Genomic DNA, 22,911 nt, shown 5'->3' with positions numbered 1-22,911 from the left:
TCTAATTTTCCCGGCGGAGTTGGAAAAAAATCGCGGCCAACCTGCAACGGGTAGAAAAGTGATCGGGCGGTTCAAATCCTTGTTTGCCCATTGGACCCGCGGTCTGCGGCGTCGGCTTGCCGGCGACCGTTATCATCCGGAAGAACACTACATGCGCGGCCCCGGGCCGAAGACGAGAGCCAAATTCGCAGACCGCAAAAGCCCCGAATCATGAACCACGGACCGCTGCGCGGCGCCAATTCCGCACCGTCCCAACGGTCGCTTGCCAACACCCGCGCGCCCGACGAGGGCGACGGCGTCGATACCTCACCTGACGTCTCCGACAGCATCGCCAAGACCACCTGCTACATGTGCGCCTGCCGGTGCGGCATCGACGTCCACATCAAGGACGGCAAGGTCCGCTACATCAACGGCAACAAGGACCATCCGGTCAATCGCGGCGTGCTGTGCGGCAAAGGCAGCGCCGGCATCATGCAGCACTACAGCCCGGCCCGGTTGAAGAAACCGTTGCTGCGCAGCGGTCCGCGCGGCACCGGCGAATTTCGCGAGATCGAGTGGGAGGAGGCTTTCTCGATCGCCACGGAACGGCTTTCGAAAATCCGCCGCACCGATCCGAAGAAACTCGCCTTCTTCACCGGGCGCGACCAGTCGCAATCGTTGACCGGCTGGTGGGCGAGCCAGTTCGGCACGCCGAATTTCGCCGCCCATGGCGGCTTCTGCTCGGTCAACATGGCGGCCGGCGGGCTCTATACGATCGGCGGCTCGTTCTGGGAGTTCGGCGAACCCGACTGGGACAACACCAGGTACTTCATGCTGTTCGGCGTCGCCGAGGACCATGATTCCAACCCGATCAAGATCGGTCTCGGCAAGCTCAAGGCGCACGGCGCCAAGGTGGTCTCGATCAATCCATGCCGCACCGGCTACAACGCCATTGCCGATGACTGGATCGGCATCCGGCCCGGCACCGACGGCCTGTTCGTGTTTGCTCTCATCCATGAACTGCTGAAGGCCGGCCGCGTCGATCTCGATTATTTGCTGCGCTACACCAACGCCCATATCCTCGTCATCCAGGAGCCGGGTGCAGCCGATGACGGGCTGTTCGCACGCGACAGCGGCGGCAATCCGCTGGCCTGGGACAGGCTGGCCAAAGTCTCCGTCAGCGCCACCGATAATGGTGCAAAACCGGCGTTGACCGGCAACTTCCAGGTCGATGGCCGCCGCTGCGTTCCGGTCTTCCAGCTCGTTGCCGACCGCTATCTGCAGGAGAGCCATTCTCCCGATGCGGTCGCCGAACGCTGCGGCGTTACCGCCGACACCATCCGCCGCATCGCCGCCGAACTGGCGCATGTCGCCTTCGAGCAGGCGATCGAACTGCCGGTGGCGTGGACCGACTGGGCCGGCCGCCGGCACGAGACGATCAAGGGCCGGCCGGTGTCGATGCACGCGATGCGCGGCATCTCGGCGCATTCGAACGGTTTTCACACCTGCCGCGCCATCCACCTGCTGCAAGTACTCCTGGGTACGGTGGACGTGCCCGGCGGGTTTCGCTTCAAGCCGCCCTATCCGCGGTCGGCGCCGCCGGGGCCGAAGCCGGCGGGCAAGGACGTCAGGCCGATGACGCCGCTCGAAGGCATCCCGCTCGGTTTCGTCTGCGGCCCGGACGATCTGCTGGTCGATGACACCGGCACGCCGATCCGTATCGACAAGGCCTATTCCTGGGATGCGCCGCTGGCAGCACACGGGCTCATGCACACGGTCATCCGTAACGCCTGGGCCGGCGACCCCTACAGGATCGATACGCTGTTCATGTACATGTCCAACATGGCCTGGAACTCGTCGATGAATACCGTCGAGACGATGGCGATGCTGACCGATATGGATGCGTCAGGCGAGTACAGGATCCCGTTCATCATCTATTCCGACGCCTATTATTCCGAGACCGTGCCGTTCGCCGATCTCGTGCTTCCCGACACGACCTATCTCGAGCGTCATGACTGCATCAGCCTGCTCGACCGGCCGATCAGCCACGCCGATGGGCCGGGTGACGCCATCCGTCATCCGGTTGTCGAGCCGGACCGCGACGTGCGGGCGTTCCAGACGGTGCTGATCGAGCTCGGCGCGCGGCTCGGCCTGCCCGGCTTCGTCGCCGACGACGGCTCGGCCAAATACCGCGACTATGCCGATTACATCGTCAATCATGAGCGCAGGCCAGGCATCGGCCCGCTCGCCGGCTGGCGCGGCAAGGACGGAATTTTGATCGGCAAGGGCGATGCCAATCCCGACCAGCTTCGGCGCTACATCGACAATGGCGGCTTCTGGCACCACGATTTTGCCGACGACCAGCGCTACTACAAGATGGCCAACCGATCCTACCTCGAGTTTGCCGAGACCATGGGTTTCATCCCGAAGGCCGAGCCGATCGTGTTCCAGCTCTATTCCGAGCCGATGCAGCGGTTTCGCCTCGCCGCGCGCGGCCATGGCAGGGTGCTGCCGCCGGAGCCGGAGCGCAGCCGCATCGAAACCTATATGGACCCGTTGCCGTTCTGGTACACGCCCTTCGAGGAGGCGGTTGTCGACGTTGAGAAATACCCTCTGCATGCTCTGACGCAGCGGCCGATGCACATGTATCATTCCTGGGGCTCGCAGAACGCCTGGCTCAGGCAGATCACCAGCCAGAACCGCCTGTTCGTGCACAGCCGAACCGCCGCCGGCCTCGGGCTTGCCGATGACGACTGGGTTTGGATCGAGAGCATCAACGGCAGGGTCAAGGGACAGATCAAGCTGGTCGACGGGGTCAACGCCGACACGGTGTGGACCTGGAACGCGATCGGCAAGCGGCGCGGCAGCTGGGGCCTGAAGGACGACGCGGCCGAATCCAACCGCGGCTTCCTGCTCAACCACATCATCGGCGACCAGATCTCTGCCGATGCGAACGGCAAGCGCTACTCGAATTCCGATCCGGTCACGGGCCAGGCGGCATGGTTCGACCTGCGCGTCCGCATCGTCAAATGCGCGGCTGAAGAAGCCGGCTTCACCGAGCCGCAGTTCGAGCGCTTCCGGCAGCCACCGCATTTCGAGCCCTCGCCCGACAAGCTCAGTTTCGGCGCTGAATTCCGCCGGACAAGAGAGGCTTCCAGATCATGACCTGCCTTCCCGCCCATACCGACAAGAAGCTCGGCCTGGTCATCGACCTCGACACCTGCGTCGGTTGCCAAGCCTGCGTTACCGCCTGCAAGGAATGGAACACCGGCGGTCACATGGCGCCGCTGACCGACATCGATCCCTATGGCGGCGATGCCGACGGGGTCTGGTTAAACCGCGTGCACAGCTATGAGCACATGACGGAGATGGGTGGGCGCACGGTCAATTTCCCACGCTCCTGCCTGCATTGCGAGACACCGGCCTGCGTCACCGTCTGCCCGACCGGCGCCTCCTACAAACGGGCCTCGGACGGCATCGTGCTGGTCGACGAAGACAAGTGCATCGGCTGCAAATTGTGCAGCTGGGCCTGCCCCTATGGCGCGCGTGAGTTCGATACCGATGTCGGCGTGATGAAGAAGTGCACGCTGTGCGTCGACCGCATCTACAACGACAATCTGGCGGAAGAAGACCGCGTGCCGGCCTGCGTCGCCGCCTGTCCGACCAGCGCGCGGCACTTTGGCGACCTCGGCGACCCGGCATCGGCGATCTCGCAACTGGTGGCCGAACGCGGCGGCGTCGACCTGATGCCCGAACTCGGCTATCACCCGACCAACAAATATTTGCCGCCGCGCGCCCACACGCCGCGCGCTGCATCGGTGCCGGCGCCGAGGCTCGAACCGTTGCGGGTTGAAGGCGGTTTCCTCGGCTGGGTCGACCGCATGCTTTCGCATTGACCAGCAACCAGCCTCATGCATCCAGCCTTCTCCGTCGTCTTCTTCACCACTGCCACGGGCGCCGGTTACGGCCTGCTCGCGCTGCTCGGCGTGCTGGCCGGACAAGGATTTGTCCCGCCTGACTTCTGGCTCGGCCTCGTCGGCATGGGGCTGGCTCTCGGCCTGATCTCGGCCGGCCTGTTGTCGTCGGCCGGCCATCTCGGCCGACCAGAACGCGCCTGGAGAGCATTCTCGCAATGGCGCAGCTCATGGCTGTCGCGCGAAGGCGTTGCCTCGGTCGCGACCTTCGTGCCGACGGGATTGTTCGCCGTCGGCTGGCTGTTCCTCGGCCGCACAAACGGCTGGGTGGCCGTCGCCGGGCTGCTGGCTGCGGTCGGCGCGGTCGCCACCGTCTGCACCACCGGCATGATCTATGCCTCGTTGAAGCCGATCGCCCAGTGGCACAGCCGCTTCACTTTGCCCGGCTACCTGATCTTTTCGGCGATGAGCGGCAGCGTGCTTCTCAACGCGCTGCTGCAGGGCTTCGCCCTCGGCTCGACTATCGTTCTGACAGGTTGCGTACTGCTGACCTTGCTCGGCTGGGGCTGGAAGCTGGCAAATTGGCGATACAATGACAGGCTGGAAATCCCGACCAACGCCAACACCGCTACCGGACTTGCCGGCGGTACGGTGCGGTCGCTGGAATGGCCGCACACCGAAGAAAACTACCTGCTCAAGGAGATGGGCTTTCGCATCGCCCGCAAGCACAAGGCGCGGCTGCGCCAGATCACGCAAGTGCTGGCCTTCGCTCTGCCCGTCTTGCTGCTGATTGCCGCATTCGCCTTGCCATGGCCCTATGCGGCGGTGCTGTCGGCACTCGCCACATCAGCCCAATTCGCCGGCATGCTGGTCGAACGCTGGCTGTTCTTCGCCGAAGCGAAACACACCGTCACCCTCTACTACGGCCGGTAGAGCAGCTCAGCCCGGCCGCAGCATCGCGTGGGAAATCGCAAAAATGCGCTCGGTGCCGAGCATATAGGCCATCAGCGTCTCGCGGCGGAACAGCCCGGCATAGGCGCGGTCGAGCACGTTGAGCGAGCCGGTATAGGCGCCGAAGGCCGGCATGATCATGCGGCCGCCGTCGCCGGCAAAGCAGCGCCGTCGCACCGAGCGGCCCTGCTGCACGATGCGGGCGCAAGGGTGCAGATGACCTGATACCTCGCCTTCCACTCTCACCGCCGAAGGCTCGTGCCGGAATACGAGAGAGCCTATGGCCAGCTCGCGCACCGTCTCGCCGGGCAGGTCGGCCGGCGCATCCGGGTCATGATTGCCGGCAACCCAGAACCAGTCGCGGCCGGCCATCAGCGTCTCCAGGCGTTCGCGAAAGCTTGAATGCATGCGCGCGGCGCCGCCGCCGTCATGAAAGCTGTCGCCGAGGCTGATGACGATCGCCGGCTGATAATCGGCAATCACCGCCTGCAATCGCAGCAACGTCGCACCGGTATCATAAGGCGGGATCAATGTACCGCGCCGTGCCAGCGACGAGCCCTTTTCCAGATGCAGGTCGGACACGGTCAGAAGCCGAAGCTCGGGAAAATAAAGCACGCCGCGGCGATCGCAGATCGCACGCTCGCCGGCGATGCCGATAGGATCGGCATCCGCCAGGAGCGCCGTCATGGCGAGTGCGAATGTCATTTCGTCCCCATGGCCTCCTCGACCAGCGTTGCCGCATCCATCAGCAGCGTATCATCGGCCTCGCCATGCACCGGCATCTTGCCGATCTCGAGCATGATCGGCACGGCGAGCGGCGAAATCTGCTCGAGGTCTTTATGCACGATTCGTCCCTTGATACGCGAGAGCATCTCGGCAAGTCTGCTGACATCCAGCAGACCCGTGGCCGCGTCGGCACGCGTCGCCTGCAGCAGGATGTGGTCGGGCTCATGGCTGCGCAGGACGTCGTAGATGAGGTCGGTCGAGACGGTGACCTGGCGGCCGCTCTTCTCCTGGCCCGGATGACGTTTGTCGATCAGTCCGGAGATGAGCGCGCAATTGCGAAAGGTGCGCTTCAAAAGCCAGCTGCCGGCCAGCCAGGCTTCGAGATCGTCGCCCAGCATGTCCTGGTCGAAAAGCGCGGCCAGCGACGGTTTCTTCGCCCGGAACATCCTGCCCATATCGGCCAGCGACCAGATGGCAAGCGCATAGTCGGTGGCGACGAAGCCGAGCGGCCTGGCTCCCGCCCGGTCGAGGCGGCGGGTGAGCAGCATGCCAAGCGTCTGGTGCGCCAGCCTGCCCTCGAACGGGTAGGCCACCAGATAGTAGCGGTTGCCGCGCGGAAAGGTCTCGATCAGCAGGTCGTCGCGCTTCGGCAGCACCGATTTGTCGGCCTGGAAGCGCAGCCAGTCGGCGACCTGTTCCGGCAGCTTCTTCCAGCGCTGCGGGTCGTCCAGCATGATGCGGACCTGTTCGGCGAGGTAAGTCGAAAGCGGGAATTTGCCGCCGCCATAATAGGGCACCTTGGCGTCACTGCCGGGCGCATTCGACACGAAGCACTCATTGTCGCGGATGCCCTCGAAGCGCAGCACCCTGCCGGCGAACATGAAGGTGTCGCCATGCGTCAGCGTTTCGAGGAACGCCTCCTCGATCTTGCCGAGAACCCGGCCGCCGCGCGAGGCAGAGCCTTTGACATAACGCACGTTGAGCGCCGGCACCTCGATGATGGTGCCGATATTCAGCCGGTACTGCTGGGCGATGCGAGGATTGGACACGCGCCACAACCCGTCCTTGTTCAGGCGGATGCGGGCGTAGCGCTCGTAGTTTTTCAGCGCATATCCGCCGGTGGCGACGAAGTCGACGACACGATCGAACGTCGGCCGGTCGAGTTCGGCATAGGGCGCGGCGGTTCGCACCTCCTCGAACAGCGCATCGGCATGAAAAGGCGCGCCGCAGGCGCAACCCAGGACATGCTGCGCCAGCACGTCGAGCCCGCCATTGACCAGTGGCGGCGTGTCCTGGGCGCCGAGATAATTGGCGTCGAGCGCCGCCCGGCATTCCAGCACCTCGAAGCGGTTGGCCGGAATCAGGATCGCCTTCGACGGCTCATCCATGCGGTGGTTGGCGCGGCCGATGCGCTGCGCCAGCCGGCTCGCACCTTTGGGAGCGCCGACATGCACGACCAGGTCGACATCGCCCCAGTCGATGCCGAGGTCGAGCGTCGACGTGGCGACGATGGCACGCAAGGCATTCTCGCCCATGGCTTTTTCGACGCGCCGGCGCTGGGCGACATCGAGCGAGCCGTGATGCAGCGCGATCGGCAAAGTGTCCTCATTGACCCGCCACAATTCCTGGAACAGCAGTTCGGCCTGGCTGCGCGTGTTGACGAACAGCAGGGTCGTCTTGTGTCGCTTGATCTCGCTATAGATCTCCGGTGTCGCGTAGCGGGCCGAATGTCCGGCCCACGGCACGTGCTGTTCCGAGTCGAGGATGGAGATGTCGGGCTTGGCGCCGCCGGTGACGACGATCAATTCGGCCATGCAGCCGGGTGGATTCTGACTGACCAGCCAGCGCCGCAATTCGTCCGGCTCGGCGACCGTCGCCGACAGGCCGATCGTCTGCAAGCCGGGAACAAAGGATCGCAGCCGAGCCAGTCCGAGCGACAGGAGATGCCCGCGCTTCGACGTCACCAAGGAATGCAGTTCGTCGAGCACCACATAGCGCAGATCCTCGAAGAAGCGCCTGGCGTCGGGCGCAGCAATCAGCAGCGCCAGTTGCTCGGGCGTCGTCAGAAGGATGTCGGGCGGGGCCAGCTTCTGCCGCTGGCGCTTGTGCGCGGGCGTGTCGCCGGTGCGCGTCTCGATGGTGACGGACAGGCCGATCTCTTCCACCGGCTTGCCGAGATTGCGCTCGATGTCGACGGCCAGCGCTTTCAGCGGCGAGATGTACAACGTATGGATGCCGCGACGCGCCTGCCCTGGCTTTCCCCCTGGCCGCCCGGCCAACTCGGTTAGTGAAGGCAGAAATCCGGCCAGCGTCTTGCCGGCGCCGGTCGGCGCGATCAGCAGAACCGATTGCCCGGCCTGGGCAGTCGCCAGCAATTCTATCTGGTGGGCGCGCGGCGACCAGCCTCTTTGCGCGAACCATTTGAGGAATGGCTCGGGCAATCGCACGGCGGCATTCTGTTCGGCGAGGCGCGGCTGCTCTGTCACCCGCCAGAGGTAGCGCGGTGCCGTGCAATCGCCAAGCAGAATCGGAACAAAAGGTGATCGTGCGCTTTTCCTTCCCCCCCTTGTAGGGCATCGGTCAATGCTCGGTCGCTATTGAGGTTGGCGCTCTACGGCGCCCCCCTCTGTCCTGCCGGACATCTCCCCCACTTGGGGGGAGATCGGCAGTTCCGCCGACAGCGCCTCTTTTTCGAGGTTGGCGATTGGCGAAATCAAAGATGACGGCCAATCTCCCCCCTTGTGGGGGAGATGTCCGGCAGGACAGAGGGGGGCGCTGTCCCGCCGGCGTATCAAGTCGCACCGGCGAGCCCCGCCTCGATGACAATATGCTGGCAGACATTGTCGATGTCACGAATGACGTCGTCGTTCCAGAAGCGCAGGATGGTCCAGCCATCCCGTTCCAGACGCTTTGTCCTCGCCTCGTCGCCTGTATTGGCTTCGGCATGCTGCGAACCATCGACTTCGACGACGAGCTTCTTGTCCGGGCAAGCGAAGTCGACGATGTAACCAGCGATCGGAAATTGTCGGCGGAAGCCAAGCCCCATCAGCCGATGCGCGCGAAGCTCGTTCCAAAGCTTCAGTTCGGCGTCGGTCATGGCTTTGCGCATCGATTTGGCATTTGCGCGATTTCGCGGAGGCAGTGGCGTGTGAGGCATTTGGTCAGTGCTCGGTCCGTATTGAGGTTGGCGCGCTACGGCGCCCCCCTCTGTCCTGCCGGACATCTCCCCCACTTCGGGGGAGATCGGCAGCTTCGCTTTGGCCGCCAATCCTGCAACGATGGTGATTAGAGAAGGAAAAGCGCTTGCGCTACGGCCGCCTAAACCCTGTCGGACCGCCATAGAGATAGCCGATGCGGGCGACGGCCTGCCTGAACCCTTCACGCGAGACCAGCATGGTGTGGCCGTTGGCGTGGATCATCGTTTCCGGATCGGTCATGACAGCGACATGGCCTTTCCAGAACACCAGGTCGCCGCGCCGCAACCCGGCAAGATCCGGACCCGGGTGGAGCGGCTCTCCGATGGTCGCCGCCTGCATGTCGGAATCGCGCAGCACTTGCCTGCCGGTCATGTGCATCGCCAGTTGCACGAGGCCGGAGCAATCGATGCCGAAGCCGGAGGCGCCGCCCCACAGATAGGGGGTGCCGAGAAAAGTCTCCGCGACCGCGACATAGTCGGCAGCCGGCTCTCCTAGAGGCCTGAGATGGCCTGAGATGACTGCCTCGCCGGACGGCAGCAACGCATAATGCGTGCCGCGCGTTTCTGCCGCGCCGGTCACCGTCAGCGCCGATCCCATCGACAGTTGCCCGCTCAGCGGAAGCCGCAAATCAGGTCCCGGATAGAGGAAAGTGCGCGGCACCGAGACGACATGGGTGGGCGCATGGTCCCGTCCGCCCAGCACGGTGTCGGCGACATAGCCGACATAGCCGTCGCGCTCCGACTGGATCCAGGCCCAGCCCTCGGCATCTTCGAAGACGAGGACGTCGTCACCGAACAGGGCTTGCGTGTTGACGCCGGCATCCGGCCGCGGCGCCTTGCGGATGTCGGCCACTGCGGCTGAAATCCGCGCTGGCCGCCCGGCGACGAAGCGATCGGCGGCGACCTCGCCTTTCAGCCTGATATCGGCGAGATCGGAACGGAAGGCGTGAAGGCGGGCATCCCTGGCGGTCAAATCGGCAACTCGACTCTGGCTTGGTGTTGGAGCATGGTCTCTTCCGAAAACGGTGCTGCTTTGCTTCGCTGACCTGCGGTTCGGAATCCCTGCTCTAGATCGGCAATTCCTGGGCTCTGGCAATGATAACATCGCCGAAGCGCTCGACAAAGAGAGCACCTTCTACGGTTCGCTTGACCAGCACGTTGCGCTTGTCGAGTTCATCGCGATGGCGCGAAACCAGCTTCATTGCGCCCATCGTGTCGAGCGCCCGGGTGATCACCGGCTTGGTGACATTGAGCCGCGCGGCGAGGCCGCGCACCGTATGCGGCGGTGGATCGAGATAGATCGTGAACAGGATCGCCGTCTGGCGCATGGTGAGGTCCGGCGCATCGTCGCGCACCTGGTGCAGCATCACCTGCTGCCACAGTCGCAAGGCCTGGCTTGGGCGCATCGAAATCGACATCCGGCCACAATGACGGCAAATTGTTTCGGTTCCGTTTCAGTCACGAGAATGTCCTGCACCGCACCGTCAGGCGTAGCGTTTCGAGATGACTCTTTCCAGCGCGCGGATGCCTTGCGCCTCGCCGCCGGCGAGACCGTACGGACGATCGGACGGGTTCCAGGCGAAGATGTCGAAATGCGCCCAGGCGGCGGTCTTCTCGACGAAGCGCTTCAGGAAAAGCGCCGCGGTGATCGAGCCGGCGAAACTGTCTGACGTGACATTGTTGATGTCGGCGATCTTCGACGACAGCTTTGCGCCATAGGGTTTCCACAGCGGCATGCGCCACAGTGGATCCTCGACTGCGACGGAGGCCGCAGCCAGGTCGGAGGCCAGCGCTTCATCGCCGGTGTAGAACGGTGGCAGATCGGGACCGAGCGCGACGCGAGCAGCCCCGGTCAAGGTCGCCATGTCGACCAGCAGTTGCGGCTCGTCGTCGTCTGCCAGAGCCAAGGCGTCCGCCAGCACCAGCCGTCCCTCGGCGTCGGTGTTGCCGATCTCGACGGTGATGCCCTTGCGGCTCACCAGCACGTCGCCGGGCCGGAAGGCGTTGCCGGCAATCGAATTTTCGACCGCCGGGATCAGCACACGCAGCCGGACCTTCAGCCCGGCGGCCATGATCATCGAGGCGAGGCCCAACACGTTGGCCGCGCCGCCCATGTCCTTTTTCATCAAAAGCATGCCCGAGGACGGCTTGATGTCGAGACCCCCGGTGTCGAAGCAGACGCCCTTGCCGACCAGCGTCACCTTCGGGGCGTTCTCCGGTCCCCAGATCATGTCGATCAGCCGCGGTGCGCCTGTTGAAGCGCGGCCGACCGCATGGATCATCGGGAAATTCTTCTTGACCAGGTCGTCGCCCCTGGTCACCGACACTTCGGCGTCGTACGTCCCGGCCAGCGTCCGAACTGCCTTCTCCAGCTCGTCAGGTCCCATGTCGCTGGTCGGCGTGTTGACCAGATCGCGCGTCAGGAAAACGCCATCGGCGATGCGGCGAACGTACGCCCCTTCAGCGCCGGGCGGCAGCGAGAAACGCAGCGTCCTGCCAGGCTTTTTGCCATAGCGGGTGAAGACATAGCCGCCGAGCGCCAATGCGATGGCCGCGATTTCCGGCTCGGCCAGTGTGGAGGCGAAATGCCAGTCGCCTGCGGGCAAGGCTCTCGCCAGCGCGCCGATGGCAAGCGCGCCTTCGCCGTCGCCCGTGCCAAACAGGGCGCCGGCAAGCGCGCCGTTTTCGTCGGGCAGGATCAGCGTCCGGCCAGCCTGACCGGAAAAGCCGTTGGCCGTGGCCCAGGCGCGCGAGGAGGAGGCAAGCCCTGCCGCATCCAGTCGATCCTTCGCCACCAGATATACCGGCAAAGTGGTCTTCAGTTTTCCCTCGATGAGTTCGACTGGCATTCGATGATCTCCGGCTTCCGAGTCGGCGCTTTTTAACGATCCGTTAGGGTTAACAGAATATTTCTGCGGGAGGGAAGATGGCCACGTAAAAGCCAATTTGACGAATGGAGGCCCGGGTGCAGATGCCGACCAACCGCATGACCAACGCCACGGCCAAGCGGCTGATCACCACGGCGTTCATAATAGCGCTCGCGGCCAGCGTTGCAGGCTGCGGGACCAGCAAGCTGACGACCGGCTCGATCGGACGCCCCAGCGGCAAACCCTTGGAAACCATGTCGGCCGGCGAGTTGCACAAGGCGACGATCGCGCTGGGTCAGTCCTACGCCAAGAACCCCAACGACAAGCGGATCGCGACGAATTACGCCGCGGCGCTGCAAATGGATGGCGACGCCGACCAGTCGCTCGCCGTGATGCGCAAACTGGCGATCGCGCTGCCGAAGGACCGCGACGTGCTCGCCGCCTATGGCAAGGCACTTGCCGCCAACGGGCAGTTCGAGCCGGCGCTCGATGCGGTGCGCCGCGCGCAGACACCGGAGTATCCCGACTGGAAGCTGGTGTCGGCGGAAGCCGCTATTCTCGACCAGCTTGGCCAAAGAGACGGGGCGCGCCAGAATTACCGCAAGGCGCTTGACCTCAAGCCGAACGAACCTTCGATCCTTTCCAATCTCGGCATGTCCTATGTGCTGGAAGGTGATCTGCGCACGGCTGAAACCTATATGCGCTCGGCCGCCCAGCAGCCGAATGCCGACAGCCGCGTCCGCCAGAACCTGGCGCTGGTCGTCGGCCTGCAGGGCCGCTTCGACGAGGCCGAGACGATCGCCTCGCAGGAACTGTCGCCCGAACAGGCGCAGGCGAACGTGACCTACCTTCGCCAGATGCTCGCCCAGCAGAACGCCTGGAGCCAGCTCAAGGACCAGGACAAGACAAAGCCCGCCACCAACTGACCGCGGCGCGGTCTTGCCTTCTCCCCTTGTGGGAGAAGGTGGATTGGCGCGCAGCGCCAAGACGGTTGAGGGGTGTTGGCCGGAGCGCCGTCGGTGCCAAGCTGGAGCACCCCTCATCCGACCGCTTCGCGGCCACCTTCTCCCACAAGGGGAGAAGGGGGAGCCGATCGCTGATCGTCGAGATCGACGGCAGCCAGCATACGGGTTCGAAACGATCGGGTACGAGACGCCGAAGGCATTGTCGCCTATTGGCTGCTCGACGCCGGCTGGTCGCCGAAAATGCCGCGCTCGCTGACCTGGATGCCGGCGGGACCCAGAATGATGGCGAACAGCACCGGCAGGAAGAACAGGATCATCGGCACGGTGAGCTTCGGCGGCAAGGCCGCGGCCTTCTTCTCGGCGGCGTTCATGCGCATGTCGCGGCTTTCGCCGGCAAGCACGCGCAGTGCGTGCGCCACCGGCGTGCCGTAGCGCTCGGCCTGGACCAGCGCCTGCGACACCGACTTGACCGATTCCAGGCCGGTGCGGCTTGCTAGGTTCTCGTAGGCCTGCTTGCGCTCCTGCAAGTAGGAAAGCTCGGCATTGGTCAGGATGAACTCTTCGGCAAGCGCCACCGACTGCGCGCCGATCTCGTCGGCGACCTTATGAAACGCCGCCTCCACCGACATGCCGGATTCGACGCAGATAAGCATCAGGTCGAGCGCGTCCGGCCACGCCATCTGGATCGACTGCTTGCGCTTGGTGGCGCGGTTGTTGACATAGAGCACCGGCGCGTAAAAACCGGCATAGGCGACGACGATACAGACGAACAACTTGATGAGAGGCGGCTGCTCCGGCAACCCGCCGAGCACGAACAGATAGATCGCAGCCAGGGCAAAGCCGACAAACGGCAGGATCAGACGGAAGAAAAGGAAACGCGTCAACGGATTCTGCCCGCGGAAGCCAGCCACCTTGAGTTTCTGCAAGGTGCCTTCATCGGCCAGGGCGCGCCTGAGGTCCAGCCGGTCGACAATATTGCGCATGCCGATCGACTGTTGCTCGCGCAGGCCCTTGCGGCGGCGATCGGCATCGAGGGCAAGCCGCGCACGCTGCTTGGCGCGCAGTTCGTCGCGCTCCAGCGCCACCGATTTCATGCGCGCCTTGAGCTGGTTTCCGCCAAAGGCAGGCAGCAGCGTGAACACGGTGGCAAACACCGCAATGCCGACCAGCAGGGCAATCAGAAATGCCGGATCGGTAAGGGTTTTGACGACGTTCTCGGTCATGCGCTAAACCTCGAAGTTCATCATCTTGCGCATCACCAGGATGCCGATCGACATCCAGACCGCGGAGCAGCCGAGGATCAGATTGCCGACGCTGGTGGTGAACAATGGCATGATGTAGTTCGGGCTTGTCAGGTAGACGAGACAGGCGACGACGAATGGCAAGGCGCCGATGATCACCGCTGACGCCTTCGCTTCCATCGACAGCGCCTGGACCTTTGCCTTCATCTTCTTGCGGTCGCGAAGCACGCGCGAAAGATTGCCCAGAGCCTCGGACAGATTGCCGCCGGCCTGGGACTGGATCTGGATGACGATGCCGAAGAAGCTCGCCTCGGTGCACGGCATCGTCTCGGCCATGCGCAGGCTGGCGTCGGGGATCGACAGGCCCATCTGCTGCGAATCGATGATGCGGCGGAACTCGGTCTTGACCGGTTCGGGGGATTCATTGGCGATCAGGCGGACGGCGTCGTTCAGCGGCAGGCCGGATTTGACCGCACGCACGATGATGTCGAGCGCGTTCGGAAATTCGTTGAGGAACGCCTTGACCCGGCGGGCGCGGCTAAACGAAACGAACCAGCGTGGCAGGCCGAGGCCACCGACCAGCAGCGCACCCGGCAAGACATACAAAGGCGCACCGGCGAAATAGGCAAGAAACGTCAGGACGACGCCGCAAACCGCCGAGTAGAGATAGAAGCGCTCGAGCGAGACCTTCATGCCCGCCTGACGGATCTGGGCCTTCAGGGGCGGCTTTTTGGCGAGGCTCTGGCTGGTTTTGTGCTTCTGTTCGAGGTCCTTCAGTGAATCCTGAACCGATTTGCGCCGCTTGGCCGCTTCCGCCACGCGATCGCGCGAAGCCTTGACGACGGCACCATCCGTCTCGGCGGTCTTGATCGTTTCAAGCCGCCTGCCGACCTGCTTTTCGGTGCTGATCCGGTTGAACAGAAAAGCATAGGCGACCGCGCCGGCGCTGAGGCCGGCGAGCACGATGAATGCCAATACGGTGCCGTCAATTCCAAACATCGGCCCTGGCCCCTACGCCTGCAGATGAATCAGTCAGCGCGTTTCTCCATCGCCTCGAGCGCATTGGCGAGGCGCTGTTCCTCGCCATAGTAGCGGGCGCGCTCCCAGAAATGCGGACGACCGATGCCTGTCGAAACGTGCTCGCCCAGCAGCCTGCCGTTCGCGTCCTCACCTTTGATGTTGTAGAGAACGATGTCCTGCGTGATGATGACGTCGCCCTCCATTCCGATCACCTCGGTGATGTGGGTGATGCGCCGCGATCCGTCGCGCAGACGTGCGGCCTGGATGATCACGTCGACGGAACCGACCACGATTTCACGCACGGTTTTCTGCGGCAGCGTGTAACCGCCCATCGCGATCATCGATTCGATACGGTTCAGGCATTCGCGCGGGCTGTTCGAGTGGATAGTGCCCATCGAGCCGTCATGGCCGGTGTTCATCGCCTGCAGAAGATCGAACACTTCAGGTCCGCGCACTTCGCCGACGATGATGCGCTCGGGCCGCATGCGCAGGCAGTTCTTGACCAGATCGCGCATGGTCACCTCGCCCTCGCCCTCGAGGTTGGGCGGGCGGGTTTCCAGACGCACGACATGCGGCTGCTGCAGTTGCAGCTCGGCCGAGTCCTCGCAGGTGATGACGCGCTCATCGCGGTCGATATAGTTGGTCAGGCAATTGAGCAGCGTCGTCTTGCCCGAACCGGTACCGCCTGAAATGACGATGTTGCAGCGGACGCGGCCAATGATCTTGAGAATCTCGGCGCCGGGCGGCGAAATGGCGCCGAACTTGACCAACTGGTCGAGTGTCAGCTTGTCCTTCTTGAACTTGCGGATGGTGAGAGCGGCGCCGTCGATGGCGAGCGGCGGCGCGATGACGTTGACGCGGGAGCCGTCGGGAAGGCGCGCGTCGCAGATCGGGCTCGATTCATCGACGCGGCGGCCAACCTGGCTGACGATGCGCTGACAGATGTTAAGGAGCTGCTGGTTATCGCGAAAACGGATGCCGGTCTGCTCGACCTTGCCGTTGACCTCGATATAGACGTCCTTGGAGCCGTTGACCATGATGTCGGCAATGTCGTCGCGAGCGAGCAACGGCTCCAGTGGCCCGTAACCGAGCACGTCATTGCAGATGTCCTCGAGCAGTTCTTCCTGCTCGGCGATCGACATCGCGAAATTCTTGATCGCGATGATGTCGTTGACGATGTCGCGGATTTCCTCGCGCGCGCTTTCGGGATCGAGCTTGGCGAGCTGCGACAGGTCGATGGTGTCGATGAGCGCGGCAAAGACCTGGCTCTTGGTGTCGTAGTAGGTTTCGCTCTTTTGGCGCTGGAGCTTTTTCGGCTCCGGCGCCAATGGCGGCGCCTCGACAGCACGGCGTGCGGGCGGCGCGGCAGACACGCCAGGCGTGCCGGATAACGGCGGCGGTGCGGGTTTGGCGAGAACCGCCGTTTCCGCAGGTTTTGCCGCCGGCGCGGCAGGCGCAGGTGCCGGCTGACGGAATTCCGGGGTGAACCGGCTGCCGTCGTCGCTGCCTCTTTTACCAAACATGATCGATTACCAATTCCGCTCCGGAAGCATCACTTCTTGCCGCGCGAGAGCTTGCCAAGGAGATTGCCGAGGCCCGCTTTCTTTCTTGCCTTGATTTCGCTGCGCCCGGTCAGCACATGCGCAATCTCGTTGATAATGCCGACAACCGGGTTCCTGGCATCCATTTCGCCGAGCATGCGCCCGTTGTTGGCGGCGTTTCCGAACAGCAGCGGCTCGAAAGCAATGACCGACATCGGCGACAGGCCGAGCGAATCGGCGAAGTCGGACGACGAAATCTCCGGGCGCTTCGGCACTCCGGCCTGGTTGATGATCAGTTTCGGCGGCGGATCGTTCGGGCGAAGCCGCTTGAACATGTCGGCCAGATTCTTGGTGTTGCGCAGATTGGCCAGCTCCGGCGTCGCCGTGATCACGATCTCGTCGGCTTTGACCAGTATGTTCTTCGTCCAGCCCGTCCAGACGTGCGGAACATCGAGCACCAGCAGCGGCACGCTGCGCTGCGCCGTGTCGATAAGCTGGGTGAAAGCCTCCGGGTCGAAATCGTAGACCCGATCGAGCGTTGAAGGCGCTGCAAGCAGCGACAGGTGCTCGGCGCACTGGGCAAGCAGCCGATCGAGATAGACCTCGTCGAGGCGCTCCGGTGAGAAAACGGCTTCGGCAATGCCTTGCGCCGGATCCTGATCGAAATTGATGTTGGCGGTTCCGAAAGCCAGGTCGAGGTCGGCGACAACCACTTCCGACTTGAACAGCGACGACATCGCCCAGGCCACATTATGGGCAATGGTCGAGGAGCCGACGCCACCCTTGGCGCCGATGAAGGCGATCGAGCGGCCGATCGGCTCGGCTTCCGGATCAACGAAAATCGTCGAAATCACGCTGACGATATCGGCCATCGATACCGGCGCGATGACATATTCGGAAATGCCGGAGCGGATGAGCTCGCGATAGAGCCCGACATCGTTGTAGTGGCCGATGACCACGACCTTCGAGGTCGGATCGCAGTATTCGGAGAGCTGCGTGAGCTGCTCGAGCAATTGCTTCGGCTCGCTGCGCGATTCCAGCAGGATCAGGTTCGGCGTCGGCGCCGATTGGTAGAACTCGATGGCGGTGGCGATGCCGCCCATATGGACCTTCAGATGGGCCTTGGCCATGCGGCGATCCTCGCCGGCGCGCTCGATCGGATTGGCAACGCCCTCGGTCTCGCAAAATGCCTGGATCGAGATGCGCGGAATCGGCCGCAGCGCCTGCATGGCGGCGACATCCTGCTGCGAGCTTTCGCCGCCGTCTAACCCCGTGTCGTAGGCAAGATTGCTCATTGTCATTTCTTTCCGTGACTTGTCTTCCCGTAACTGGCGCGGCTCAAGCTCAATACTCGACTTCCGAATTGCCGAGGAACTCGTCCGAAATGCCTCGCTCGCGGTAGACGTCGATCACCCCGCTGCGATTTTCTGCGTCGATAACGGATTGCTTGCGGGGCCCGAGCAGATCGGTAGGGTTTGCGATCTGGGCGGCAAGATTGTTCTGATACGAGCAGCCGAAATCGGCATAGTGCTTGTTTTCCGAGGTCTGCAGCAGGTCTTCGGGCCAGCGTCCGCATCTGCCGGTCTGCGCCTTCACCGTGACATAGGCGACGCGGATCGGCGCGGACGCTTCGGGCGAAGCCGACTGGTAGGTGGTGATGACGATCCGGCTGCGGCTGATGCCGCTGGCAATCGCAAGCCTGGCGAAATCGCGACCGGCCGCGGTCGCGGCGATCTCGTTCGCCGAACCGCTCGGGATCGAGATCGTCAAGGTCGGAGCGGCGCTCTTGTCATAGCCATCCAGGAAGCCGAGAAGCGTGTCGCGCTGCGACCCGGTCATGCCGCGATCGCCGGCGCCGACCGGAAGGTCGATCTTCTGGTTTTTCTCGGCAATGACGATCGGATGGTTGGTGCGATAGTCGTCCGGAACAGCGCCGACCGTGATGCTGTCCCGGTTGGCGCAGCCCGCCAGCAATGCGGCGACCGCAACCGCCAGGAGCGGAACGACCGGCTGGCTGATCCGCGACCGGCCGGACCGCATCGCTGCGATGATTGTCCTTGGCTTCAATGCTGACCGAGACATGTCCGCTTCCCCCTTACTTGTAGATGAAGCCGACGACGCCGTGGTAACGGCCGTTGGGCTTGTCGGTCTGCATGGTGCCGTAGACGCGATTGACACGGCCAAGGAACATGCCGGCGCCATCGCTGGCGGCGTTGAAATTGTCGTCCGGCTTGGCAAGGGCGTTGCGCGTCACCGGCTTCACCAGATAGGGCGTAATGATGATGACCAGCTCGGTCTCGTTGCGGACGAAATCCCGGCTGCGGAACAGCGTGCCGAGCACCGGAATCTTGGTCAGCCCAGGCAGGCCGTTGACGGCTTGCCTGATGTCATCCCGTACCAGGCCGGCGATCATCATCGAGCCGCCGGAAGGCAGCTCCACCGTGGTGTCGGCCAAGCGTTTACGGAGCGACAGGACGTTCGTGCCGGGGCTTGTTACACCCTCGGATAAGGATACCGATGCCTCGGTCGTCGGCTCGGAAACCGACGTCCTGACCTTCAGGCTGATGCGGCCGGGAGACAGCACCACCGGCTGGAATTCCAGGCCAATGCCGTATTCGAGCTTCTCGATGTCATACGTCTTCACACCGGTCTGGTTATCGTCGGACACAGCTTGGGAAACGCCGGTCACCATATTGTACTCGCCGCCGACCTTGAAGGTCGCCTTCTCGCCGGATACAGCCGTCAACGTCGGCTCGGCCAGGGTTTTCATGACGCCTGACTGCTCCATGGCGTTGATATAGGCGTCCAGCGTCGAGGTGCCGATAGCCAGGCCAGAGTTCGACAGCGACTTGCCCAGGCCGGTGAAATTGTCGCTCAACGCGCTCCAACTGATGCCATTGCTGCTGCCGCTGCCGATCAGGTTGACGCCGAGCTGCTTCATCACCGAGCGGCTGACTTCGGCCACCGTCACTTTCAGCGTCACCTGGTCGTCGCCGATGATCTGCAGCAGGTTGACGATCTGGCTGACGCGACGCTCGGAATCCGGATTGTCGATGTCGACACCGGCTTCGGCCGAGCCGCCGGAGGCGGTCTGCGAATACTGTCCCGTGGTCGCTTCACCGCCGGACACGAAGATGGTGGCCAGCTGTTCCGCGCGCTTGGCATCCAGCGGAGTGTCCACGGTTCCGGTCAGGACGACGTTGTCGTTCAGCAATTCGACCGTGATGCTCGATGACGGTATGAAGCGCCTGATATAGTCTTCCAGTCCGGCGACGTCGCGTTCGACCGCCAGGTCGAGGCTGACAATCTGTTCGCCATTAGGGCCGAAGACGAAGATGTTGGTGTCGCCGACCGCCTTTCCGAAGAGATAGATGCGCCTGGCGGTGCGGGTCACCGCATCGGCGACCGCCGGGTTGGCGACGAGAATATCGTAGGCATCGCTCGGCAGGTCGATGACCACCGATTTGTTGAGACCGAGCTTGACGCGCTGGGTGGCGGTCGAAGCCGACACCTCGGCGCCTGCCGCATTCGCCTCGATGAGGCCATGTGCATTCGTTCCAAGCAGGAACAGGCCGAGAGCCGCAGCCAGTGTGACCGGAGCGTTTAACCTCATTGCCTTGCTCCCACTTCGGAAACTTCGCCCGACTTGATCAGGCGCACTGTTCCGCGCCGGCCATTGCCGGAAACGAGATAGTCGGCCTCGCCCAGATTCTTCTCCTGGGTGTCGGTGATCGACCGCAGCGCCAATGTCAGGCGATCCGCCATCTGCTGGGCGACGGTGATGATTTCCGCCTGCTGCGGTGTCAGTTCCAGCGTCGCGGTCTGGCCGACCCTGGTCCGCTTGCCTTCCTCGTCCTCCTGGATGGTCTGGTCGATCGCCAGGACGCGAATGTTCTTGAGGATGGTCTCGGTGGTAAAGCCGCTGCCGCCGGCTGCCGGATCGGCCCTGCGGGTCATGATGACGTCGACGAAATCATTGGGAAGAATGAAGCCGCCGGCCGACGTGTCGGCCGATACGGCTGTGGCGACGGCCCGCATGCCGGAGGGCAGGATCGACGACATGAAGCTCTGTCCCTCGCCGATCAGCTTGGAGCGCCGCAACGGCTCACCGGCATACATCGCCACACGGGCGACGCCGCCTTTCAGCTTCTCCAGCGCATCGGGCTCCGCGGCGCGGGTTATGAAATTCGCGTTGATGCCGTCGGCCGGCCAGGACTGCCAACTGATGTTGTTCTCCAGCGGACTGCCCATCGGAACGTCGCCGGACAGGACAAGCACGTCCTGCAGCGCGATTGCCGGCGCCTGGGGGCCGGAATCGACGATTTGAGGCGGCGGCGTCGCCACCATGTTTTTTGCGACATATCCTGCGCCACCCGCCGCGGCGACCGCCACGCCCAGAATGATCAGTCGGGATGCTGGCATCTGTCCGAACCTCGTCCTTGGCAAACAAACTAGCCAAGCCGGACCATGCAGCGGCAATCGTCAAAACAAGGTTAATTTAATACTTACGATCGTGATTAATTTAAGGTTTACATAAATTTGAGGCATCGGTCCGGACCGCAAAAAAGGCGGCCAAATCCGCCTGTTTAAACGCCAAATCGAATGTGAAAGGCAGGCCTGACGCGGGAAGAATCAGACCGCCAGGCTTGCGAGCGCCCATGCCATCAACGGGGAAGCCGGAATGGTGAGCAGGCCGCCAATGCCAAGCGCAATGCCATAGGGAACGCCTGATGTCTCGTCGGCGAAATGGCGTAAAAACGGATTGTGGCTTGTGACGGCCGCAAGCGGCGATTTCCGATAGACGAGGATGGCGAGCGTCAGCAGGCCGCCGATGACGGTCGAGACCAGGAGATATTCGACGAGGTGGATGTTCAGCCCCATCCAGACGGCGCTGGCGGCCAGCAGCTTGGCGTCGCCGCCGCCCATGCCGCCGAGCGCGAACAGCCCGAAGGTCACGGCGAGGACCAGGCCGCCGGCGGCAAAATGCCAGCCATAGCTTGCCCAGTCCATGCCGGTCAGCGGCGCGACCAGGGCGAAGACGGCGACAAGCAGCACAGGCACGCGATTGGCGATCGTCATCGACAGCATGTCGGAGATCGCGGCAAAAAGCATGCAGAACGGAAAGACAACGAAGATCAGGGCTTCAAGCATGGGCGTGGCGCCTGTGGTCAAACTGTGGCCGGCCCCAGCCTAGGCATGTCCGATTAACGATTGGTGAGGCCGAAATTTCAAATCGTCCGATACGATTAGATAAGGGCCGCCAGTGCGGCGGCCCTTATCTGGAAACAGCTGAGCGCCGCTAGCTGCCTTAGGGGGCGACGGGGGCGTTGGTCACCGCGTTTCCGATAACGTTGAACTTGGTGTTCAGCGCGGTGCCGAGCTGGCCGGCGCCGACCATGATGGCGAGCGCGATGAGAGCGGCGATCAGACCGTATTCGATGGCGGTCGCGCCGGATTCGTCCTTCACAAAACGTGCAATGAGATTAGACATTCGAGAGCTCCTACTCCAGGTGTTACAGCAATTCCGTCAACTTCTCTGTTGGCTGATCGGATACTGCCAATCTATCGAGAAGCTCTTTCAATCGGCTTAATAAACAGCCTTACCGATTCCTTTCCGTCCTCGATGGCATTGCCTGGTTAATTGTAGACTAAGCGACGCCTATGGATCCGACAGGCACGGCAGGCTGCGAAAGGCGCAATTTAGCGACCTGGTTCCTCGACACAGTGATGTTGACGATCGGTGATCGGCAACGAACGTCGATAAATCCCGTCTTTGAGACTAGCGGATGCATCCCCCCTTCGTCATCCCAGAGCGAAGCGACGCGGCACCACCCCGTTCCGCGAAAAAGCTCGAACCATTCTGGATTGGCCATCTCGATCAGCTCGATCTTCCACTGGCGCGGCCAGCGCTACAGCGACTTCTCGCGCCGGATGGAGTCGCGAATGTCGAAATGTTCCTCGTACCAGACCAGGCGCTGCACGCCGTAGCGGCTGGTGAAGCGCGAGCCTGCGCCGGATTTGTGCTCCGGCATGCGGCGGCCAAGATCGTCTGTTCGCGGATGTAAATCGTGCCGCGCTTCTGGCTCGCGGTCATATAGCCGGTCATGGACAAAGGGTAGCTCGGACCGTTGCGGATGCAAGTGCCGTTCTGGGCCGCTGCATTCTTCGGCTGATGTCACGATCGGGTGGGAGGGAGCCTTGCGGCGTCCCCCCTCCCACACCACCGTGCGTACGGTTCCGTACACGGCGGTTCATGAAGCGTGGTTTAGGCGTCGAAGCTCGTTTTGAAGCGAGATCAGCCCGAGCTTGTTGAAGAAGGCATTGCGGAAGGCATCGCTCATATGACTGGCCCCGGCATTCCACCACGGGCCGCGGCCGTTTGAGGCCCCGTCACGCGCACGCTGCTCCGTCAATCCTCGCTGCATCAGCCGCATGAACCGGGTGCATGGCCGTTTCCATTGCCGCCACAGGATGCAGCGCAACCTGCGCCGTACCCAGCGATCCAGTTCCT

Annotated in this window: 19 protein-coding genes and 2 pseudogenes; 4 read left to right on the top strand and 17 right to left on the bottom strand. The window is 63.2% G+C overall.

Annotation, left to right across the window (positions count from 1 at the left end; translation table 11 throughout):
- Positions 1-210 precede the first annotated feature (210 nt).
- The 3 genes from BLT09_RS31065 to BLT09_RS31055 are packed head-to-tail and all read left to right on the top strand — an operon-like array spanning position 211 to position 4,826.
- Positions 211-3,144 (top strand): molybdopterin oxidoreductase family protein, encoded by a 2,934-nt coding sequence (locus BLT09_RS31065; protein WP_091600322.1) that lies wholly within the window; start codon positions 211-213, stop codon positions 3,142-3,144.
- Entirely contained in the window at positions 3,141-3,875 is a 735-nt protein-coding gene (locus BLT09_RS31060) for a 4Fe-4S dicluster domain-containing protein (RefSeq protein ID WP_091600321.1), read from the top strand. The genes BLT09_RS31065 and BLT09_RS31060 overlap by 4 nt, the downstream gene beginning before the upstream one ends.
- A 15-nt stretch (positions 3,876-3,890) precedes the next feature.
- Positions 3,891-4,826: a dimethyl sulfoxide reductase anchor subunit family protein gene (locus BLT09_RS31055; protein ID WP_091600320.1), complete on the top strand. Its 936-nt coding sequence runs from the start codon at positions 3,891-3,893 to the stop codon at positions 4,824-4,826.
- Between the two features lie 6 nt (positions 4,827-4,832).
- On the opposite strand, the gene pdeM is transcribed toward BLT09_RS31055, so the two are convergent.
- From pdeM to BLT09_RS31025, 6 genes are all read right to left on the bottom strand, one after another.
- Positions 4,833-5,549, bottom strand: a complete 717-nt coding sequence (pdeM, locus tag BLT09_RS31050; protein ID WP_091600319.1) for a ligase-associated DNA damage response endonuclease PdeM — start codon at positions 5,547-5,549, stop codon at positions 4,833-4,835.
- Complete coding sequence (locus tag BLT09_RS31045; RefSeq protein ID WP_091600318.1) at positions 5,546-8,056, bottom strand: ligase-associated DNA damage response DEXH box helicase; 2,511 nt, start codon at positions 8,054-8,056, stop codon at positions 5,546-5,548. Before BLT09_RS31045 ends, pdeM begins: the two co-directional genes overlap by 4 nt.
- 305 nt (positions 8,057-8,361) lie before the next feature.
- Positions 8,362-8,727 carry an endonuclease domain-containing protein gene (locus tag BLT09_RS31040; protein ID WP_091600317.1) on the bottom strand — a complete coding sequence of 122 codons (366 nt, stop codon included), beginning with the start codon at positions 8,725-8,727 and terminating at the stop codon, positions 8,362-8,364.
- Positions 8,728-8,878: 151 nt separating this feature from the next.
- Positions 8,879-9,739, bottom strand: coding sequence for a C40 family peptidase (locus BLT09_RS31035; RefSeq protein ID WP_167366583.1), 861 nt, complete (start codon positions 9,737-9,739; stop codon positions 8,879-8,881).
- Between the two features lie 94 nt (positions 9,740-9,833).
- A complete protein-coding gene (locus BLT09_RS31030) occupies positions 9,834-10,184 on the bottom strand; it encodes a MarR family winged helix-turn-helix transcriptional regulator (protein WP_027151718.1) in 351 nt (116 codons plus the stop codon).
- Positions 10,185-10,250: 66 nt separating this feature from the next.
- Positions 10,251-11,615, bottom strand: coding sequence for a leucyl aminopeptidase family protein (locus BLT09_RS31025; RefSeq protein ID WP_091600315.1), 1,365 nt, complete (start codon positions 11,613-11,615; stop codon positions 10,251-10,253).
- Between the two features lie 122 nt (positions 11,616-11,737).
- Between BLT09_RS31025 and BLT09_RS31020 the strand changes: the two genes are divergently transcribed.
- A complete protein-coding gene (locus BLT09_RS31020) occupies positions 11,738-12,559 on the top strand; it encodes a tetratricopeptide repeat protein (RefSeq protein ID WP_091600344.1) in 822 nt (273 codons plus the stop codon).
- A gap of 245 nt (positions 12,560-12,804) precedes the next feature.
- Here the strand turns inward: BLT09_RS31020 and BLT09_RS31015 are convergent, their stop codons facing one another.
- From BLT09_RS31015 to BLT09_RS34720, 11 genes and pseudogenes are all read right to left on the bottom strand, one after another.
- Positions 12,805-13,821 carry a type II secretion system F family protein gene (locus BLT09_RS31015; protein WP_091600314.1) on the bottom strand — a complete coding sequence of 339 codons (1,017 nt, stop codon included), beginning with the start codon at positions 13,819-13,821 and terminating at the stop codon, positions 12,805-12,807.
- Positions 13,822-13,824: 3 nt separating this feature from the next.
- A complete protein-coding gene (locus BLT09_RS31010) occupies positions 13,825-14,838 on the bottom strand; it encodes a type II secretion system F family protein (protein ID WP_091600313.1) in 1,014 nt (337 codons plus the stop codon).
- A gap of 29 nt (positions 14,839-14,867) precedes the next feature.
- Positions 14,868-16,382 (bottom strand): TadA family conjugal transfer-associated ATPase, encoded by a 1,515-nt coding sequence (locus tag BLT09_RS31005; protein WP_091600312.1) that lies wholly within the window; start codon positions 16,380-16,382, stop codon positions 14,868-14,870.
- Positions 16,383-16,411: 29 nt separating this feature from the next.
- Positions 16,412-17,695, bottom strand: coding sequence for a CpaE/TadZ family protein (locus BLT09_RS31000; protein WP_208602567.1), 1,284 nt, complete (start codon positions 17,693-17,695; stop codon positions 16,412-16,414).
- A 49-nt stretch (positions 17,696-17,744) separates the two neighbouring features.
- Positions 17,745-18,482, bottom strand: a complete 738-nt coding sequence (locus tag BLT09_RS30995; RefSeq protein WP_091600310.1) for a CpaD family pilus assembly protein — start codon at positions 18,480-18,482, stop codon at positions 17,745-17,747.
- 13 nt (positions 18,483-18,495) lie between these two features.
- Complete coding sequence (locus BLT09_RS30990) at positions 18,496-20,013, bottom strand: type II and III secretion system protein family protein (RefSeq protein WP_091600309.1); 1,518 nt, start codon at positions 20,011-20,013, stop codon at positions 18,496-18,498.
- Positions 20,010-20,822: a Flp pilus assembly protein CpaB gene (gene cpaB / locus BLT09_RS30985; RefSeq protein WP_091600308.1), complete on the bottom strand. Its 813-nt coding sequence runs from the start codon at positions 20,820-20,822 to the stop codon at positions 20,010-20,012. The genes BLT09_RS30990 and cpaB overlap by 4 nt, the downstream gene beginning before the upstream one ends.
- A 210-nt stretch (positions 20,823-21,032) precedes the next feature.
- Positions 21,033-21,551 carry an A24 family peptidase gene (locus tag BLT09_RS30980; RefSeq protein WP_091600307.1) on the bottom strand — a complete coding sequence of 173 codons (519 nt, stop codon included), beginning with the start codon at positions 21,549-21,551 and terminating at the stop codon, positions 21,033-21,035.
- 157 nt (positions 21,552-21,708) lie between these two features.
- Positions 21,709-21,891, bottom strand: a complete 183-nt coding sequence (locus tag BLT09_RS30975) for a Flp family type IVb pilin (RefSeq protein ID WP_091600306.1) — start codon at positions 21,889-21,891, stop codon at positions 21,709-21,711.
- Between the two features lie 337 nt (positions 21,892-22,228).
- Positions 22,229-22,506: pseudogene (locus tag BLT09_RS30970) on the bottom strand (GIY-YIG nuclease family protein); the annotation flags it as partial.
- A gap of 145 nt (positions 22,507-22,651) precedes the next feature.
- Positions 22,652-22,911: pseudogene (locus BLT09_RS34720) on the bottom strand (group II intron reverse transcriptase/maturase); the annotation flags it as partial.

The organism is Mesorhizobium muleiense, from assembly GCF_900099905.1.
In the GTDB taxonomy this organism is placed as follows: Bacteria; Pseudomonadota; Alphaproteobacteria; order Rhizobiales; family Rhizobiaceae; genus Mesorhizobium; species Mesorhizobium muleiense.
This window is presented reverse-complemented; position numbering and strand designations above follow the sequence as displayed.

Excerpts from the sequence above, each read along its gene's own strand:
- cpaB (WP_091600308.1), bottom strand. The coding sequence starts at position 20,822 with ATGCCAGCATCCCGACTGATCATTCTGGGCGTGGCGGTCGCCGCGGCG.
- BLT09_RS30995 (WP_091600310.1), bottom strand. The coding sequence starts at position 18,482 with ATGTCTCGGTCAGCATTGAAGCCAAGGACAATCATCGCAGCGATGCGG.
- BLT09_RS31055 (WP_091600320.1), top strand. The coding sequence starts at position 3,891 with ATGCATCCAGCCTTCTCCGTCGTCTTCTTCACCACTGCCACGGGCGCC.
- BLT09_RS31065 (WP_091600322.1), top strand. The coding sequence starts at position 211 with ATGAACCACGGACCGCTGCGCGGCGCCAATTCCGCACCGTCCCAACGG.
- BLT09_RS31020 (WP_091600344.1), top strand. The coding sequence starts at position 11,738 with ATGCCGACCAACCGCATGACCAACGCCACGGCCAAGCGGCTGATCACC.
- BLT09_RS30975 (WP_091600306.1), bottom strand. The coding sequence starts at position 21,891 with ATGTCTAATCTCATTGCACGTTTTGTGAAGGACGAATCCGGCGCGACC.
- BLT09_RS31005 (WP_091600312.1), bottom strand. The coding sequence starts at position 16,382 with ATGTTTGGTAAAAGAGGCAGCGACGACGGCAGCCGGTTCACCCCGGAA.
- BLT09_RS30980 (WP_091600307.1), bottom strand. The coding sequence starts at position 21,551 with ATGCTTGAAGCCCTGATCTTCGTTGTCTTTCCGTTCTGCATGCTTTTT.
- BLT09_RS31060 (WP_091600321.1), top strand. The coding sequence starts at position 3,141 with ATGACCTGCCTTCCCGCCCATACCGACAAGAAGCTCGGCCTGGTCATC.
- BLT09_RS31040 (WP_091600317.1), bottom strand. The coding sequence starts at position 8,727 with ATGCCTCACACGCCACTGCCTCCGCGAAATCGCGCAAATGCCAAATCG.
- BLT09_RS31025 (WP_091600315.1), bottom strand. The coding sequence starts at position 11,615 with ATGCCAGTCGAACTCATCGAGGGAAAACTGAAGACCACTTTGCCGGTA.
- BLT09_RS31015 (WP_091600314.1), bottom strand. The coding sequence starts at position 13,821 with ATGACCGAGAACGTCGTCAAAACCCTTACCGATCCGGCATTTCTGATT.
- BLT09_RS31030 (WP_027151718.1), bottom strand. The coding sequence starts at position 10,184 with ATGTCGATTTCGATGCGCCCAAGCCAGGCCTTGCGACTGTGGCAGCAG.
- pdeM (WP_091600319.1), bottom strand. The coding sequence starts at position 5,549 with ATGACATTCGCACTCGCCATGACGGCGCTCCTGGCGGATGCCGATCCT.
- BLT09_RS31010 (WP_091600313.1), bottom strand. The coding sequence starts at position 14,838 with ATGTTTGGAATTGACGGCACCGTATTGGCATTCATCGTGCTCGCCGGC.
- BLT09_RS31000 (WP_208602567.1), bottom strand. The coding sequence starts at position 17,695 with ATGAGCAATCTTGCCTACGACACGGGGTTAGACGGCGGCGAAAGCTCG.
- BLT09_RS30990 (WP_091600309.1), bottom strand. The coding sequence starts at position 20,013 with ATGAGGTTAAACGCTCCGGTCACACTGGCTGCGGCTCTCGGCCTGTTC.